At 66.0% G+C, this 14,417-nt stretch carries 15 protein-coding genes; 6 read left to right on the top strand and 9 right to left on the bottom strand.

The genetic code is table 11. The annotated features are described in order from the left end of the window. The first annotated feature begins 7 nt into the window (after nucleotides 1-7). The gene (locus C8E87_RS17115) at nucleotides 8-826 is read left to right on the top strand and encodes an SAM-dependent methyltransferase (RefSeq protein WP_133874028.1); all 819 of its coding nucleotides are present in this window, start codon (nucleotides 8-10) and stop codon (nucleotides 824-826) included. 363 nt (nucleotides 827-1,189) lie between these two features. On the opposite strand, the gene C8E87_RS17110 is transcribed toward C8E87_RS17115, so the two are convergent. Continuing rightward, entirely contained in the window at nucleotides 1,190-1,441 is a 252-nt protein-coding gene (locus C8E87_RS17110) for a hypothetical protein (RefSeq protein WP_133874027.1), read from the bottom strand. 263 nt (nucleotides 1,442-1,704) lie between these two features. On the opposite strand from C8E87_RS17110, the gene C8E87_RS17105 reads away from it, so the two are divergent. Beyond that, the gene (locus tag C8E87_RS17105; RefSeq protein WP_133874026.1) at nucleotides 1,705-1,941 is read left to right on the top strand and encodes a DUF397 domain-containing protein; all 237 of its coding nucleotides are present in this window, start codon (nucleotides 1,705-1,707) and stop codon (nucleotides 1,939-1,941) included. Nucleotides 1,942-2,332: 391 nt separating this feature from the next. On the opposite strand, the gene C8E87_RS17100 is transcribed toward C8E87_RS17105, so the two are convergent. Next, nucleotides 2,333-3,241 carry a Sco1979 family transcriptional regulator gene (locus C8E87_RS17100; protein WP_208116361.1) on the bottom strand — a complete coding sequence of 303 codons (909 nt, stop codon included), beginning with the start codon at nucleotides 3,239-3,241 and terminating at the stop codon, nucleotides 2,333-2,335. Between the two features lie 281 nt (nucleotides 3,242-3,522). Between C8E87_RS17100 and C8E87_RS17095 the strand changes: the two genes are divergently transcribed. The 3 genes from C8E87_RS17095 to C8E87_RS17090 all read left to right on the top strand — a co-directional run bounded on the left by C8E87_RS17095 (nucleotide 3,523) and on the right by C8E87_RS17090 (nucleotide 4,661). Next, nucleotides 3,523-3,846 carry a hypothetical protein gene (locus C8E87_RS17095; RefSeq protein WP_133874024.1) on the top strand — a complete coding sequence of 108 codons (324 nt, stop codon included), beginning with the start codon at nucleotides 3,523-3,525 and terminating at the stop codon, nucleotides 3,844-3,846. After that, nucleotides 3,843-4,010: a hypothetical protein gene (locus C8E87_RS43725; RefSeq protein WP_166661182.1), complete on the top strand. Its 168-nt coding sequence runs from the start codon at nucleotides 3,843-3,845 to the stop codon at nucleotides 4,008-4,010. Before C8E87_RS17095 ends, C8E87_RS43725 begins: the two co-directional genes overlap by 4 nt. Nucleotides 4,011-4,370: 360 nt before the next feature. Further along, nucleotides 4,371-4,661 (top strand): DUF3040 domain-containing protein, encoded by a 291-nt coding sequence (locus C8E87_RS17090; RefSeq protein WP_166661181.1) that lies wholly within the window; start codon nucleotides 4,371-4,373, stop codon nucleotides 4,659-4,661. Here the strand turns inward: C8E87_RS17090 and C8E87_RS17085 are convergent. Further along, nucleotides 4,658-5,497: a phosphoribosylaminoimidazolesuccinocarboxamide synthase gene (locus C8E87_RS17085; protein WP_133874022.1), complete on the bottom strand. Its 840-nt coding sequence runs from the start codon at nucleotides 5,495-5,497 to the stop codon at nucleotides 4,658-4,660. The two genes, C8E87_RS17090 and C8E87_RS17085, sit on opposite strands and share 4 nt — an antisense overlap. Nucleotides 5,498-5,630: 133 nt before the next feature. Between C8E87_RS17085 and C8E87_RS17080 the strand changes: the two genes are divergently transcribed. Next, nucleotides 5,631-6,830 carry a DNA cytosine methyltransferase gene (locus tag C8E87_RS17080; RefSeq protein ID WP_239080211.1) on the top strand — a complete coding sequence of 400 codons (1,200 nt, stop codon included), beginning with the start codon at nucleotides 5,631-5,633 and terminating at the stop codon, nucleotides 6,828-6,830. Here C8E87_RS17080 and C8E87_RS17075 read toward each other — a convergent pair. Genes C8E87_RS17075 through C8E87_RS17050 form a run of 6 tightly spaced genes read right to left on the bottom strand, consistent with a single transcriptional unit; the run spans nucleotide 6,721 to nucleotide 14,374 of the window. Continuing rightward, nucleotides 6,721-7,146: a very short patch repair endonuclease gene (locus C8E87_RS17075; protein WP_133874020.1), complete on the bottom strand. Its 426-nt coding sequence runs from the start codon at nucleotides 7,144-7,146 to the stop codon at nucleotides 6,721-6,723. The two genes, C8E87_RS17080 and C8E87_RS17075, sit on opposite strands and share 110 nt — an antisense overlap. Nucleotides 7,147-7,151: 5 nt before the next feature. After that, nucleotides 7,152-7,916: a DUF6339 family protein gene (locus tag C8E87_RS17070; RefSeq protein ID WP_133874019.1), complete on the bottom strand. Its 765-nt coding sequence runs from the start codon at nucleotides 7,914-7,916 to the stop codon at nucleotides 7,152-7,154. Continuing rightward, nucleotides 7,913-8,842 carry a hypothetical protein gene (locus C8E87_RS17065; RefSeq protein ID WP_133874018.1) on the bottom strand — a complete coding sequence of 310 codons (930 nt, stop codon included), beginning with the start codon at nucleotides 8,840-8,842 and terminating at the stop codon, nucleotides 7,913-7,915. The genes C8E87_RS17070 and C8E87_RS17065 overlap by 4 nt, the downstream gene beginning before the upstream one ends. Further along, on the bottom strand, nucleotides 8,842-10,710 hold the full coding sequence (locus tag C8E87_RS17060) for a hypothetical protein (RefSeq protein WP_133874017.1): 1,869 nt from the start codon (nucleotides 10,708-10,710) through the stop codon (nucleotides 8,842-8,844). The genes C8E87_RS17065 and C8E87_RS17060 overlap by 1 nt, the downstream gene beginning before the upstream one ends. After that, a complete protein-coding gene (locus tag C8E87_RS17055) occupies nucleotides 10,707-11,735 on the bottom strand; it encodes a PD-(D/E)XK motif protein (protein ID WP_133874016.1) in 1,029 nt (342 codons plus the stop codon). Before C8E87_RS17055 ends, C8E87_RS17060 begins: the two co-directional genes overlap by 4 nt. Further along, complete coding sequence (locus C8E87_RS17050) at nucleotides 11,732-14,374, bottom strand: Z1 domain-containing protein (protein WP_166661180.1); 2,643 nt, start codon at nucleotides 14,372-14,374, stop codon at nucleotides 11,732-11,734. The genes C8E87_RS17055 and C8E87_RS17050 overlap by 4 nt, the downstream gene beginning before the upstream one ends. Nucleotides 14,375-14,417 lie beyond the last annotated feature (43 nt).

Raw genomic sequence — 14,417 nt, 5'->3', positions numbered from 1 at the left:
GCGACGCGTGGACGAGGTTCCCTCAGTGCCCGAGGTCGCGCCGCCGGGCGTCAACATCAACGTGCCGCACTCGGCCCGCATCTACGACTACTGGCTCGGCGGCAAGGACAACTTCGCCGTCGACCGGGCCGTCGGCGAGGCGATGATCAAGGCGATCCCGGGCATGCGTTACATGGCCGCCGAGAACCGCAAGTTCGTCCACCGCGCCGCCCGTGACCTGGTGCAGAAGGAAGGCATCAGGCAGTTCCTCGACATCGGGACGGGCATCCCGACCCGGCCCAACCTGCACGAGATCGCGCAGCGGATCGCCCCCGAGGCCCGCGTGGTCTATGTGGACAACGACCCGATCGTCCTGGCGCACGCGCGAGCGCTGATGATCAGCACCGAGCGGGGGCGGAGCGAGTACATCTCGGCCGACATCCGCGACCCGTCGTCGATCCTCGACGACGAGGTGCTTCGCGACACGCTCGACTTCAGCAAGCCGATCGGGCTCACGCTGATCGCCATCCTGATGCTGATCGCCGACGACGAGGACCCGTGGGGCAAGGTCGACGCGCTGCGCGACGCGATGCCGTCCGGCAGCCTCCTGGCGATCACGCACCCGACCGCGGACTTCGCGCCCGGCGAGGTGAACGAAGCGGTGGCGGCGGCCGAGAACGCCGGGGTGACCTTGGTGCCGCGATCACGAGCCGACGTCGAACGCTTCTTCGGCGACTGGGAGCTGCTGGATCCGGGGCTGGTTCCGGTGTCGAACTGGCGGCCTGATGAGCCGGTCGACAACCCCGAAGCGGCTTATTACTGGGCCGGCGTGGCCCGCAAGCCCTGATCTTCATTGGCGCGAGCGTTGATGCGAGGGGGTTTGACCGGCGCGAGCGCTCCCGGCCGGCGCAAGCGCTCCTGATCCGCGGGAGCGTTTACAACCGGCCGGGCCGCCCGGCACGGGGGAACCGGACGACCCGGCCGGAGCCGGAATGACGCGGCGGGGAAAGGCGCTGCGTCACGAGGTTTATGGCAGGCTTGTTACGGGAATTTGCTGTTCAGCAAGCAGTTGCGTCTGAGCGTCCACATAGCTGCGACGGTCGGTAATCACCTTGCGCCTCCGCATGACTACGGCGGGCGAGCGGCATGACCTCTTCTGACCATTACTCAAAGTGATCATTGCTGACGCCCCGTCAGCGTCCGATGGCGATCAATTCCGGGCATCGGGGTTCCCCTCGTCGCTCGCCGACCACACGTGGACCGAGCTGGCGTTCGGGCGGGACAGGGCATGCCTGACGTCCCCAAAACGGTGCGAAACACCTGCCGTGCGAGCCGTCGCGGCGCCTGCATCGTCCATGTTCGGCTCATCCCGGCAGAGCGGCGCCGGGTTGCCCATCCGCAGTTCCACCCCGAACGCATCCCCCTGGTCGAAGTGCTCGGGACCGATGTTGGGAACCGTCATCTCGTCACCTCTCGCTAGGACGCCCCGCCAGGAGCCTTGCGCCGAGGCCGCGAACACCGTTTCCGCGACCGGTCCGTCACTCAAAGATGTCACCCTAAGTGAACCCAAGAATTTCGTACGTGCGTTATCATGCTCACAATCCCGTGAGTACGCAAGGCCAGATGCACGTGCATTTGCACCAGCTGTAAGGCAACGGTAGCTCACCGGGAGATCATGTGACTCCGGACGATCCCCGACCGGAGGAGAACCAAGGGAGCGTCAACATGCAGTACGCGGTCAACGGCATCCCGGCCGGCCAGTTGGAAGGTGTCACCTGGCAGAAGAGCCGGCGCAGCAACCCCAGCGGCAACTGCGTCGAGTGCGCCGTCCTCCCCAACGGCGAGGTGGCCATGCGCAACTCCCGCGACCCCGAGGGTCCGGCTCTCATCTACACCCGGGCCGAGATCGAGGCTTTCCTCGGCGGCGTCCACGACGGTGACTTCGACAACCTGCTCGCCTGACGAATCAACGAGAAGTCGACCGTGATCGAGCCGGCCCAGCCACAGCGCCGCTGGCCGACAACGGCCGGCCGCCTCACCCGCGACGTGCCCATTCCCGCGTCCGGCTCGAGGCTCAGGAGCCATCCGTCCGATCACGACCGTCAGTTGACAGGCGGCGAGACGATGAGATGGCCGGGTAACGCGACGATTGCGGCCGCGTACCCCGGAAAGGGATGGGCCTGCCTAGCGGTTCAAGCCAGGCAGGACCCGGGACGGTAATGCGGTCTCGTCCACGGTCGTCGGCAGCGGACGTGGGCGAGCCCTTACCAGCACTGACCCGTCACGCCAGGCGACAGGCAAGTGCGCAGAGCGTACCGCCGGTTGAGGCGCGGCTCCAGAGAGTGGCGAAAGATCAGGCCGGACGGCCCACTTCGTGGAGCAGTTTGCCCAGAATCTCCGGCGTGTGGTTCGGCGGCTCGGCATCGATGCAGACCCGCTCCATCGCCATCGCGTACTGGTCGACGTCCTCGCGCTTGTCCAGATAGATCGCGCTGGTGAGCTGCTCGACGTACACCACATCGGGCAGCTCGGGCTCGGGGAAGCGCAGGATCGCGAACGGGCCGCCCGCCGCGGCGTGACCGCCGGCGTGGAACGGAATGATCTGCAGCCGTACGTTGGGCTTCTTGGCCGCCTCGATGAGGAACTCGATCTGAGCCCTCATCACCTCGACGCCGCCGATCGGCCGGCGCAGGACCGCCTCGTCGATGACCGCCCACAGCTGGGGGCCCTCGGGGCGGTCGAGGATGGCCTGCCACTGACGGCGGAGCTCGACCCGCTTGTTCATCTCTTCGGGCGTGACACCGGCGTGGCCGAGCATGATGACCGCGCGGGCGTACTCGGGGGTCTGCAGCAGGCCGGGCACGAACTGAATCTCGTACGTCCGGATCAGCGTCGCGGCCGCCTCAAGCCCCAGGTACGACTGGAACCAGCCCGGCATCACGTCACTGAACTGCTGCCACCAGCCCGGGTTGTTGGCCTGACGGGCCAGCACGAGCAACGCCTCGCGCTCGGCCGGCTCGTTCACGCCGTACAGGGTCAGGAGGTCGCTGACGTCGCGCTCCTTGAAACTGACCCGTCCGAGCTCCATTCGGCTGATTTTCGAGCCCGAGGCCCGAATCTCCCAGCCGGCATCCTCGCGGGAGATGCCCCTGGCCTCACGCAGCCTGCGGAGCTGGGTCCCGAGCAGAATGCGCAGAACGGTGGGGCCGCCGGTCGGCGCCTCCTCCTGCTGCGTACCCGCGCTCACCTGGCTCCTCGTCATCGCTCTCAAGGGGGCTGCCCGGCCGCAGTCCCACAGCATCCTAAGGGGGAGATCGTCCACAACGAAACAGACGGGACGGCCGCCCTGGCGTCTGCCCGAAGCGAATGCACGTGCATCCGGCCTTGCGAACGCCTTGGTACGCGAGCATGATAGCTGACAGACACGCACCGCCTGCTGACACAGCGTGGCGGAAGTTCGGCTTCTCGGCCGGCACGCAAGGCTCGGTGGCGTTCCCCCGCCACCTGGACGACCGAGTCCCGAGATCTTGGAGGGTCATCTCGATGTCCACGGCACCGACGTCCGCCCCGACCACCGCTCCGCCCCAGCGCGACCCGGCGGACGTGGCGCCCGCCGACAGCTATCACCCCTCCGACCGCGTCTGGGTCTACCGCGACGGCTGGCGTGCCGGAGTGATCGAGGCAGCTTCCCCCCGCGCGGTCACCGTCACCTATCGCCCCGGCGCCCACCTCGGCACCGGGGTCGACACGTTTACCGCCCCCTACGTCACCGCACGCTCGAGCGAGGACCCGGCGGTCGACCGCCGCCACTTCGGCCGCGGCATCTACACGCCCGCAGGCCTTCCGGTCCGGGGTTCCGCGGCATGACCGGCGCGGTCGCCGTTGCTGCCGTTGTGGGCCTGCTGAGCCTCCTCGGCGGCGTCGCCCTGGGGTGGCATCTGCGGCCCACCGACGACGGGGGCCCGTCCTGCGCCGGCTGCGGCCGCGGCGAAGATCCGGCGTTGCCCGAGAGCGCGGCCGCCGCCCCCTGACGGTTTGATCCACCATCTGTCCGACCCGGGAATTCCCCGGGTCTTTTGTTATTGGATCAGCCACCGCAATTGCACACAGGGTGTGCAATTATTTCGCTCGGGAATTGTCCCGGAAGTCGTTTTTCTTGGCCCTCCACTTTGGCCACTCTTCGTGTATGCCGCGCGCTCTTCAGGGGGACACTCGTTCGATTGCCTCCCCGTCTCGATTGTCCTGATTTTTCGCGACAAGGTGCGCTTGGGTAGTTTGCTGCTGCGCGCGAATATCCCGATGCTGTGCCGTGAGTGCCGTCGCGGGTTATCGCATGACGACGGTGGGTATCTATGCCGCGTCGGGCGGTTCGGTTGGCGGAGGTGGCTCTCATGCTCGATCCCAAGGAGAAGGCGGCCTTCGACGGCCTCATAACCCAGCTGCGCGCGGCCGACCCCAGGTTCTGCCGGCGCGTAGACAGGTTGAGCACGCCCAAACCACGCCTCCACACAGCGGCGGCGGTAGCCCTTTGGCTGCTCGCCCCCCTCTGCATCGTCTTCGGCGGCTGGACAGGCGCCATCTTCGCGGCCATTTGCTGCGCGTACGGGTTCCGCCTCTACGCCAAGCGCAACGGCAACGCCCCCCAGCCGGCGTGGTGGGTGGCGACCCGCCGAGTGCCTTAGTTCCAGCGGTCGCCGGTCAGCCGCTCATAAACCTCGACATAGCGGTTACGTGTGGCCTCGACAACCTCGTCCGGGATCTCCGGCCCCGGCGCCGTACGGTCCCACTCGGTCAGCGACGAGGACCAGTCCCGCAGGAACTGCTTGTCGAGGTAACGCGGGGTGCCCCCCGGCTTCCACTCGTCGGCCGCCCAGAACCGCGAGGAGTCGGGCGTGAGCAGTTCGTCGCCGAGCTTCAACACGCCGTCCGAGCCGATCCCCAGCTCGATCTTCGTGTCCGCGATGATGATGCCCTTGGCCCGCGCCACATCCTGCCCACGCCGGTAAACCTCGAGCGTGATCCGCTTGAGCTCGGCCGCCCGCTCCGCGCCCTCCTTGGCCTCCACATCGGCATAGGTCATGAACTCGTCATGCCCCTCCCCCGGCGCGACCTTGGTGGTAGGCGTAAAGATCGGCTCCGGCAGCTCCGACGCCTCGATCAGCCCTTCCGGCAGCTCAACCCCGGACACTGCGCCGTCGCGCTCGTACTCCTTGAGCCCCGAGCCAGCCAGATAACCCCGCGCAATGCACTCCACCATCACCATGTCGAGCCGCTCACACCGCACGGCGCGCCCGGCCCACTCCGCCGGCACGTCGGTGCTGGAGATGATGTGGTTCGGCACCACGTCGGCCAGTTGCTCGAACCACCAGAGCGAAAGCTGGGTCAGGATCTTGCCCTTGTCGGGGATCGGAGTGGGGAGAACCACGTCATAGATCGAGACCCGGTCCGACGCCACGAGCAGGATGTCCCGCCCGTCCGCATAAACCTCACGAACCTTCCCCGAGTGCAACAGCTCCACGTGCTCCCCTTAGCCGAAATTGACCGGTGCTTGTCACGCTAGCCGACCCCGATCGGCGCATCGGGTGCACCCGGTGATCGAACTCGCACGTGGCGGGCGATGTGGCAGGTCGTCCGCCGCTAAGGTGATGACCATGGCAAAGACGTTCCGGGTGGTCGACCTCTTCGCCGGATGCGGCGGCATCACCGCGGGTTTCCACCGGACGGGCCGGTTCCGGACCGTCGGCGCTGTTGAACTGGACCGCGCCGCTGCCACCACGTACACCGAGAACTTCGGCGCCGGCATCGTGCACCAGCGCAGCATCGTGGGCTGGTCCCCGACCGGCGAAGCTCGCAAGGCCGACGTCGTCGTAGGCGGGCCACCGTGCCAGGGTTTCTCGAACCTGGGAGCCAAACGTCTGGACGACCCTCGGAATCAGCTGTGGCGGGAGTACGTCCGCGTATTGACCGAGATCAAACCCAAGGTGTTCGTGATCGAGAACGTCGATCGTTTCCTGAAGAGTGACGAGTTCGCGGCTCTGCGAGCGGAGACGCTCCCCGGTGGCGAACTCACGGACTACAGCCTGGACTGGGATGTCGTCAACGCGGCCGAGTACGGCGCGGCACAGATCCGTCGGCGCACCATCGTCATCGGTACTCGAAAGGATCTCGAACAGATCGAGATTCCCGGCAAGACCGTCAAGCGACGGGAGGACTGGCTCACCGTCGCCAAGGCCCTCCAGGGGATCCAGCCGGGCGTTCACCCGGAGAACCAGTTGCTGCCGTCGGGCACGGTGACGCACCTTGAGGGTCCGCCGATCCCCGGCTGGTTCAGAAGTTCCGACCTCCATCTGACCCGGAACTACCAGCAGCTCTCCCTGGACCGCTTCCGCGCGATTCCGGCGGGTGGCAATCGATTCGATCTGCCCTACGAGCTGAAGAGCCCCTGCTGGAGGAAGCACACCACCGGCTCTGGGGACGTCATGGGCCGGCTCCGATGGGACCAGCCTTCCGTCACCATCCGCACCGAATTCTTCAAGCCTGAGAAGGGTCGTTACCTGCACCCCACCGAGAACCGCGCGATCACCCATTTCGAGGCGGCTCGTCTGCAGGGTTTCGACGACGACTTCCGGTGGTGCGGTTCCAAAGTCGAAATCGCTCGGCAGATCGGCAACGCGGTTCCGGTGCAGCTCGCGGAGGCTATCGCCCGTCACCTGGCAGCCGGCCTGGACGGAGTCGCGGAGCCTACGGGCCGCCTCGTACGACATCCCGAACTTTTTCCGCTGCCGCCTGCGGATCCTCGTGCTCCCAAATTCGTACGACGGTCCAGCCGAGCTCGCGCAGGTGTTCGGTAGTCGCGACATCACGAGCCTGATTCTTCGCCAGCTTGGTCGCCCACCATTCGGAGTTAGCGGCCGGGCTGGTCTGATGCTCCGGGCAGACGTGCCAGAAGCAGCCGTCGACGAAGACCGCCACCTTCGCACGCGGGAAGGCGATGTCGATCGAACGGCGCTTCATCCCGGGAACCGGCAGGGTCACTCGGAAACGCAGGCCCCAGGCATGCAGGAGCTTGCGGATAATCACTTCCGGTTCCGTGTCGCGTCGACGCTGGCGGCTCATCCGGTTCGACACGCCGGCGGAACTCGGAACAGGAAGCTCATTTGCTGCCATGTCGATCACGCTACTGCGAGGTTCTTCCGCGACTCCACACGCTGCTCACGAACCAACTCGAGCAGGTGGTCCTCGGGCATCCAATCGAGATCGAGGAACGCCGTGAGTCGGAGAATGCGTTGCAGTGAGTCCCGCAGCACTGCCCTCGCCGGCACCTCGCCGTTGTCGCGATCCTCGGCGTGTGCTCGGACGACAGCTCGTACGAGAGACGGCGTGGCGGCCAACGCACGGCGTCGAGCCATGATCTGGTCCAGGTCGGCCTCGCCCAGCTCGTCCAGCAGCCCGTAGGGACTCGCGGACGCGGGGTCGTGCAGAACGTACGCCCTGGTCCAGAGCCGACCAAGAGTGTGCCTCGTCAGGTCCGAGCCCTTGAACCGGTCCACGGCGTACGTTCCGTCGCTCTTCATCGGGAATCGCCAGGCGCAGATGTGCGGGACCAGAACCAGCGCAAGGAAAGCCCAGACCTGGCGTTGGGAGGCCTCTCCCGGCGTCATGCCGGTGTGCTGGTGCAGGTGACGGGCGGCCGCTCGGTCGAATTCGATGACGTCTCCGGAGTTCGGATAGCCGTAGGCCACCGCGATCTTCTCCAGCTCCGCCGCAAGCACCCGCAATTCGTCGCGGGTGACTCGTGTGCCCCCGGTGGCTGCGAACACGGCGTGACCGGAGGCAGACTGCGCGCTTTCCCGAAGCGCCTCGGGCGTCTTTCCTCTCATCGCATTGAACAGCTTCTCCGTCTCGTTCGGGAGCAGCCGTGGATAGAGAGTGCTCATGAGCGGCGCCCCAAGAAGTTGAGGCCGCTCTGTGCACGGGCCCGCACCCTCGACGGATCCCGTTGCCACTCGTCACGCAGCCTTTTCACCGCGTCGGGCAGCGACTCGGACGGCATGCTGAGGAACCCTCCGATCAATCCTTGCACCAAGGCCGCGGTCGAGATCTCGGAGGCGCGGCCGCGGCGAACCGCGTCGCTCGGGAACTCCTCGTCCATCAACGCTCGGCCGACCAAGTCACAAACAACGTCGATCATGAGCGCCTGCAGCACGACTGCCGAATCGGGTTCATCCGGCTGCTCGACCGCCTTGCGCACCGCCGGATTGTCGTCGTTGAGGAGAACGAGCAGGCTGCCCATAGCAGCGCTCATCCAATCGGCGGAGTCGAGACTCACGTACCAGGCCGCCTGCTCAGGCAGTCCCTGCTCCTTGAAGCTGACCGGTGCGACCGGGAGTAGGCCGGCGGTGCCTTCCAGACGAACTGTTCTCTCGTCGCGCCACAGCACACTGCCCGGCCGTCGTGCGACGAAGGGTTCGACGGCGTCCACCGGCGCCTGGACCAGCACCAGGGATGTCTCGAGCGTCACAGCTCCCGCTAGTTCGGCGCCCGGCACCTCGGCGGTGAGCACGGCGAGCACCTTGCCCGTCGGATCGGGATCGGTCAGAGGAAGGTGCACGGCGGTGTGCCGGATCAAGGAGGTAACCGGCCAATAGCGCACGCTGAGTGCCGCTCGTGCGGTCGACGGAAGCCCGCACTCACTCAACAGCGACGTGAGGTCGACCTCGACTCGGCGCTGCACGCGCAATACCGAGCTGTAATCCCACGACTCGACGTGTTCGCCCATCTCGGCTCCGGTGTCGAGCGAGATCCACGGCGTCGGAATGACGTGTTCGACCGTGACGCGGTAGGGGTAGGCCCGGACGGCCATCAGGGCACCACCTCCACCCCGATGTCGATCGCCGCGTCCTCGACCGCCGAGATCAAAAGGTCGACCTCCACGGACTCCGCCCCTGCCACGAAGATCTCACCACCCAGGATCATGTTCTGGTGGCTCCATCCGATGATCTGCGGTTGCGCACTTCCCACGGGGCCGGCGGTCTCGGCGCTTCCGTCACCCGTGATCACGGTGGCGGTACCGCGAACTGAGGTGCCGGCGAAGATGCGCACCTTCTGCGCCAGCATGTGTCGGCCGCCGCGCGAACGGAACATCGGCCGGCCGACGAGCACGGGACGCTGCCGCTTCCTACCGCCGACGCTCGGAGCCGAGTTCCTCGATCCGGCCGGATCCCCTGAACCACCTGGCTGCTGTGGTGGACCCGACCAGGCGGGAGGGTCGACGGTGGAGTTCACCGGGACGGTCTCGGCCGCACCGGTGCCGCCGATTCCGGCCAGCAGAAAACCAAGGCGTTGCGCGACCGGTCCGACCGGCACGCCGACAACCTTTGCCTCGCGCGCCTTGGGTCCGACGATCTTCGCGCTTTCCTCGTTGAGCCGCCGTCGGTAGACCCGGACAAAAGTGGCCTCCCGTCCTGCGAGCTGCGCGTCGATCCAGGCGTCATGAGTGGGTGGCTCGGCTTTGGCGAAGACGGCGTCGAGATCGTCCTCGACCTTGAACACCCCCGCGTAGCCCACGTCCGGATGCGCCTTGGCGGGTTGTTCGAGGTATTGAACGACCAGGTCAGGTCTACGCATACAACAGACATGATGCGGCGACCCGCTCAGGCCGAGTTCCTGCGCGGCCGGTGAGATGACCTTTGCGCCGAAGGTGTCGACATAGCCGAACCGGCCGAGCATCTTCTTAGGGTTGCCGCAGCGAATGTTCGGCTCGGCTGTCGTCCGCATCGCCCGATACGCGGCGGCGAAGTTGGCCAGTACGGCGTCGGTCCGCTCGCTGGGAACCTCCATCTGTGCTCCGTGCGCCGTGACGGCAATACGAAGCCGACTGTCCCGGTCTTCGAGCGTGAGCGGCCACAGGTTCCAAGCGGCGGCATCGGCCAGGAATCTGCCGGCATCCTCCACCGTCATCTCGGTCAGATCCTCCACCAAGGGATCGGCGAGGTTCGGATCAAGTACCACCACCGTGGTGCCCGTCTCCTCGCCGCGGAAGTCCGGCAAACCCAGGGCACGAGCAACCATGTCGGCGTCTTGGTCCTTCAGCGGCTCACAGTGACCTTCGCTCGGCCGGCCCCACCAGTAACGACCGGTGTACGGCACTTCGTCGACGGTCACCGAGCTCAGCAAGGACGACCCGATGAGTCGCGACCGAAGGCCACCAGCCTCGTCCCGGAACCTCGTGTAGATCAGGACGGTCCCGACCCGGGAGGCAAGGAAGAATGCGCCCTTGCCGTACCCGTACGTGCCGCCACCGCCGTCGACGTCCTGCTTCTCACCGCTGTTCAGGACGAACGACAACCACGCCCGCTTGTTCGGCTCGGCATGGACGTCGGATCGTGTGGGGCCACCCAACCCGGTCGTTCCGCGGTCCGACACGGCGAGGTAGCGGATGCTCTGACTGCGCAGCACCTCCGGCAGCGATCGGCCCAACGACGAGTCGTTCGGTACCCCGGGCACCAGAAACTGCACCCAGGCCTGCCGGTGTGCCGGCGAGACCGTCACAAGGTCGAGTTGGTAGTCGACATCGCCACCCTGTTTGGCGTCCCAACTGTTCTGCGCGGACTCCCGCACCAGGACCGTCAGCACCGAGAGGGACGGTCGACCCAACTGGTTGCGGAGGCCCTCAGCGGTGATGCCGCCGTCCGGCCGGAACGGTTGGGCGTACCAGGTCGGTGTGCTCATTCGGACTCCAGGAAGCGGCCGAGGACTCTGATCAGGTCATCTTCCGTCGACGGGACCGTGTCCAGGTCGACCATGTACTCGACAGCCTGCACCCCTGCCGGCACGGCACCTCCAATGAATCGATCAGGAGTGATGCGCGGGAAGTCTGGTCCCACGTCGTAGACGCTCCGCTCCACGAACGTGAAGCCCACGTCACGCAGCTCGGGGGAGTTGAACGACGGGAGCCGCATCCGATCCAGCAGCCCAAGAAGCAGGGCCGAGTTCGCCCCGGCGAGGCAACGCTCGACGATCGAGGGGATGCTGTCACCCTCTCCGTGCGGCACGGCCGCGTACCTCGACCAGATCAACGACAGGGTTCCGCCCACCGGCGTCTCCAACTGGTCGACGCCATGAACGCGAACCAACCGCCCCACCGCCGCCGTGGACGATTTGACCTCCAAGGCGCCTGCACGGCGACGGAAATCCTGCGGAGCGCCTGTTGGTCCAACCCAGGCCTCGGTAGCCGCGGGGTCCAGGCGGAGCAGAAGCTCTAGGATCGCGAGTTCGCCATAGAGCCCGGCCAGCCGTGGCACGGTCCAATCCCGATGGCTTCCTCCCAGAAGTTCCCGCCAGGACTCCAACATTTCGATGAGCCGGAGACCGGAGATCCGCGCGTCCTTGGCGACCGCGACACAGACATCGGCTACCAGACCGGTGTAGACGCCGTTCAGATCGTCCCGACGGCATTCCAGATCCAGGAACCCCACGGGTTCGTCGTCGACGATTTTGGTCACCGGGCGAAGTTGAACGCCCTCGCTGCGCCACTCCGGTACGGTCCCGCGGTCGGCCACCGTGGGGACCAGCAGATGCCGATGGCCGAGACGGTCGACGGCCAGCCGCAGTGGACCTTCGGCGGCGTAGAGGGCCAGTTCCGCGCTCGCCAAGGCATCTTCGTCGGTAGCGGGCACCTCGGACGCGACCTCCTGCCACAGCTTCTCCAAGGTCCTGCGCAGTTCGAGCGCCTGCTCGCCGCCTCCGGCAGTCATGGCGCCGGCTCCGCCTCGACGCTGTCGAGATCCTGCTCGAAGACGGATACGTCCTCGGGCTCCTCATCGGTCGCGGTCGGGAAGACCTTCGAGAGGTCGGCGGCGACGTAGTCGTACTCGACCAGAACGTCCTGGCCCTTGCTCGGGTCGGGGAATACCAGAGCAACGCCCCAGACGACTTCGCCGGGTGCCGCCAAGGGCGCCCTGTCCTGCTGTCGGGCCGGTTTGGAAACACCTTCCGCGGTCCTCTGCTGCACCGGCGCCGGCGTGGACTTCGCGTCGATCGGATACAGCAGCACCAGACCCCGCTCAGGCTGCTGCTTCGACCTCTCTCGCTTCAGCTTCGTACGGTTCACCGACTCGTTCGGGTCCAGGGCGAGGTCGAGCCCCTCGTCCCGCGGACCGGTGAGGGTACGGATGTCCGCGATGTCGTCGCCACGACTCGCCGCCGTCCGAGTACGCATGACCAGACCGACCTTGCGTCCGTCCGGCAGATTGACGGTCTTTCCCACGTCGCGGGGCCGGTTGCCGACGACTGCGACGTTCCACGAGTACAGCCCGCCGTTGTCCCGGCGCTTACGGATGTAGGCCGACATCAGCTTTCCTGGGGCGTCGGTGGACATCGCGTGGAATCTGTAAGTATCAACGAAAGCCACGATCTCCTCGGTGGGCACCTCCCGCCAGAGCGACTTTCCGTCGTCCACTCTCACGTAGCGACCGTGTTCGACCGATGCGCTGAGCAGGGCCTGGACGGCCTTTGAGTTCTCGTCGAGCCAACTCTTGGCTGTCTCGGCCGGAACGGTCGGGAAGTACCGACTCTCCACCAGCGCGCCGCCGTACGCGGCAGCCGCTCGGACCGCTGCTTTCTCCTTGCTCGGCGCAGTGACGCGCATCTTCGGATGGCACCGGATCCGGACTGCTAACTCCATCGGGGTCTTGTGCTCCTCGAGCAGTCGATCGATCTCGATCCGCATTTCTGCCTCGACCGTCGCCAGATGAGCGAACCACCGACGCATCTCGGCCGGCATGTAGATGCGGGGCAGGTCGGTGTAGCCGGGTCGGTAGCCGAACCACCGGCCCATTTGCAGCAGGGTGTCGTAGACGTCCGAGGACCGGACGAAGACGCTGACCACCAGGCCTTCCAGGGTCAGGCCACGCGACAGAGTGTTGCCGCCGACCGCGATCACCGGCTTGGGCTCGGACTCGTAGTCCAGCCGGTCCGTGCTCCGGTAGTGGTCCATGATGATTTTGGTGGCGTCGACGACGTCCAGGACGACGTCCAGGACGTCGTCGATCACGAGCGGCTTCTCGCCCATCTCGACGGCTCGAACCCGCTCGGATTCCGCGGCCCAGAGGTCACGCATCTCGGCCAGAAAGCGTGAGTCCGGTTCGGCCAAATCAGCCAGCACCTCACGGCGGAAGCGGTGGAGCGGCGGCCCATAGGAGTCGTGCACTCTCGTGTCGGAATGCGCGTGGATCAGCATGGAGGAGTGATCGGTCTTGCCGGACCGCACCCTCCGCGCGGCCGTTGCCAGCCAGAACCACAGCACGGCTCGCCGCAACGACGGCGTAATGGCCGGTTCGAACGACGCCGCGTCCCCCCGCGACGCCGGTCGCAGCTCAACGACCTCGTCGTCCGGGATGTTACGGATCATGTCGAGGCCACCCGGCGCTGTTGCCGGGTCCTCACCGTCGAGCGCCGCACGGCCGAAAAGCTTCTCGGGACCTTGATAGTCCTCGCTCCGTGGCAGGCTGAGGATGAAGTCGCGAGGATAGAACGAGTCGTCCTTGACCGGGTCGGCGAGCAGATTCGCGAACGGCGTAGCCGTGTATCCGACGTAGCAGACCCGAGGAAGGCTGTTAATAACTCCGTTGATCAACGGGTTGATGCTCTGGGTCGCGATCGTGGCCTGATCCGCCTCGTCGTCGATCAGGAGTGCGGGGCAGTTATGCAGGTGAGCCTGCGCGCTTCTCAACCACTTCTTGAGCTTGCGCAGCACAACGGCGTTCTTCTTGACCACCAGGAGGAGATGTTGATCCTTGGCGGTCAGCAGCGCGGCCGGGTTCGGCAACGGCATGAAGTCGTGCTCGAGCTTCGTGATCTGGTGCCACAACGGCGGGTTCAGATTGACTATGTCCCGAATGAGGCGTGCCTGCGTCTGCCGACGGAGAGCGTTGTGCACACCGGAAAGCACGATGAACATCCGGTAGCCGCGGTCAGCAGCCTTGGCGATCACCGCGGTGAAATTGCTGGTCTTTCCGGACTGGACATGACCGACGACCAAACCACGCGAGTTGAACTTCGCCGTCGCCGGGTGGTCGAGCATCGCCACGACCTTGTCCGAGGCATCGTTGATCTTTTTGATGGCGTCGTTGTCGAGGCTTTTCTGCAGGTGGGATCGATATGCGGGCCAGTTCTTGTCGTCGCTGCGCGGACCCGCGTACCACTTGACGGCATTCTCCCGCCCGACGCTGAGCGGCTCCTTCAAACTGACGAACTTGGTCGACTCGATATCGTGCCGCCTGATCAGTTCATTGATCAGGTCGTCTGGGACGAACAGATTCCGCAGATCTTGAGTGACCTGATGCGGTGGCGCGTTGTCGAGAAAGTTCCGGTACGTGTTCCAGGCACTTTCCATACGCGGATCTTGAGTCGACATGTTCCCTCAGCTCTCCCCCACC

The sequence above is a fragment of the Paractinoplanes brasiliensis genome (genome assembly GCF_004362215.1).
GTDB classification, from domain to species: domain Bacteria; phylum Actinomycetota; class Actinomycetes; order Mycobacteriales; family Micromonosporaceae; genus Actinoplanes; species Actinoplanes brasiliensis.
This window is presented reverse-complemented; position numbering and strand designations above follow the sequence as displayed.

What these genes read in the sequence shown, in the direction of transcription:
- C8E87_RS17110 (WP_133874027.1), bottom strand. Translation starts at nt 1,441, where the DNA reads ATGACGGTTCCCAACATCGGTCCCGAGCACTTCGACCAGGGGGATGCG.
- C8E87_RS17105 (WP_133874026.1), top strand. Translation starts at nt 1,705, where the DNA reads ATGCAGTACGCGGTCAACGGCATCCCGGCCGGCCAGTTGGAAGGTGTC.
- C8E87_RS17100 (WP_208116361.1), bottom strand. Translation starts at nt 3,241, where the DNA reads ATGACGAGGAGCCAGGTGAGCGCGGGTACGCAGCAGGAGGAGGCGCCG.
- C8E87_RS17095 (WP_133874024.1), top strand. Translation starts at nt 3,523, where the DNA reads ATGTCCACGGCACCGACGTCCGCCCCGACCACCGCTCCGCCCCAGCGC.
- C8E87_RS43725 (WP_166661182.1), top strand. Translation starts at nt 3,843, where the DNA reads ATGACCGGCGCGGTCGCCGTTGCTGCCGTTGTGGGCCTGCTGAGCCTC.
- C8E87_RS17090 (WP_166661181.1), top strand. Translation starts at nt 4,371, where the DNA reads ATGCTCGATCCCAAGGAGAAGGCGGCCTTCGACGGCCTCATAACCCAG.
- C8E87_RS17080 (WP_239080211.1), top strand. Translation starts at nt 5,631, where the DNA reads ATGGCAAAGACGTTCCGGGTGGTCGACCTCTTCGCCGGATGCGGCGGC.
- C8E87_RS17075 (WP_133874020.1), bottom strand. Translation starts at nt 7,146, where the DNA reads ATGGCAGCAAATGAGCTTCCTGTTCCGAGTTCCGCCGGCGTGTCGAAC.
- C8E87_RS17070 (WP_133874019.1), bottom strand. Translation starts at nt 7,916, where the DNA reads ATGAGCACTCTCTATCCACGGCTGCTCCCGAACGAGACGGAGAAGCTG.
- C8E87_RS17065 (WP_133874018.1), bottom strand. Translation starts at nt 8,842, where the DNA reads ATGGCCGTCCGGGCCTACCCCTACCGCGTCACGGTCGAACACGTCATT.
- C8E87_RS17060 (WP_133874017.1), bottom strand. Translation starts at nt 10,710, where the DNA reads ATGAGCACACCGACCTGGTACGCCCAACCGTTCCGGCCGGACGGCGGC.
- C8E87_RS17055 (WP_133874016.1), bottom strand. Translation starts at nt 11,735, where the DNA reads ATGACTGCCGGAGGCGGCGAGCAGGCGCTCGAACTGCGCAGGACCTTG.
- C8E87_RS17050 (WP_166661180.1), bottom strand. Translation starts at nt 14,374, where the DNA reads ATGGAAAGTGCCTGGAACACGTACCGGAACTTTCTCGACAACGCGCCA.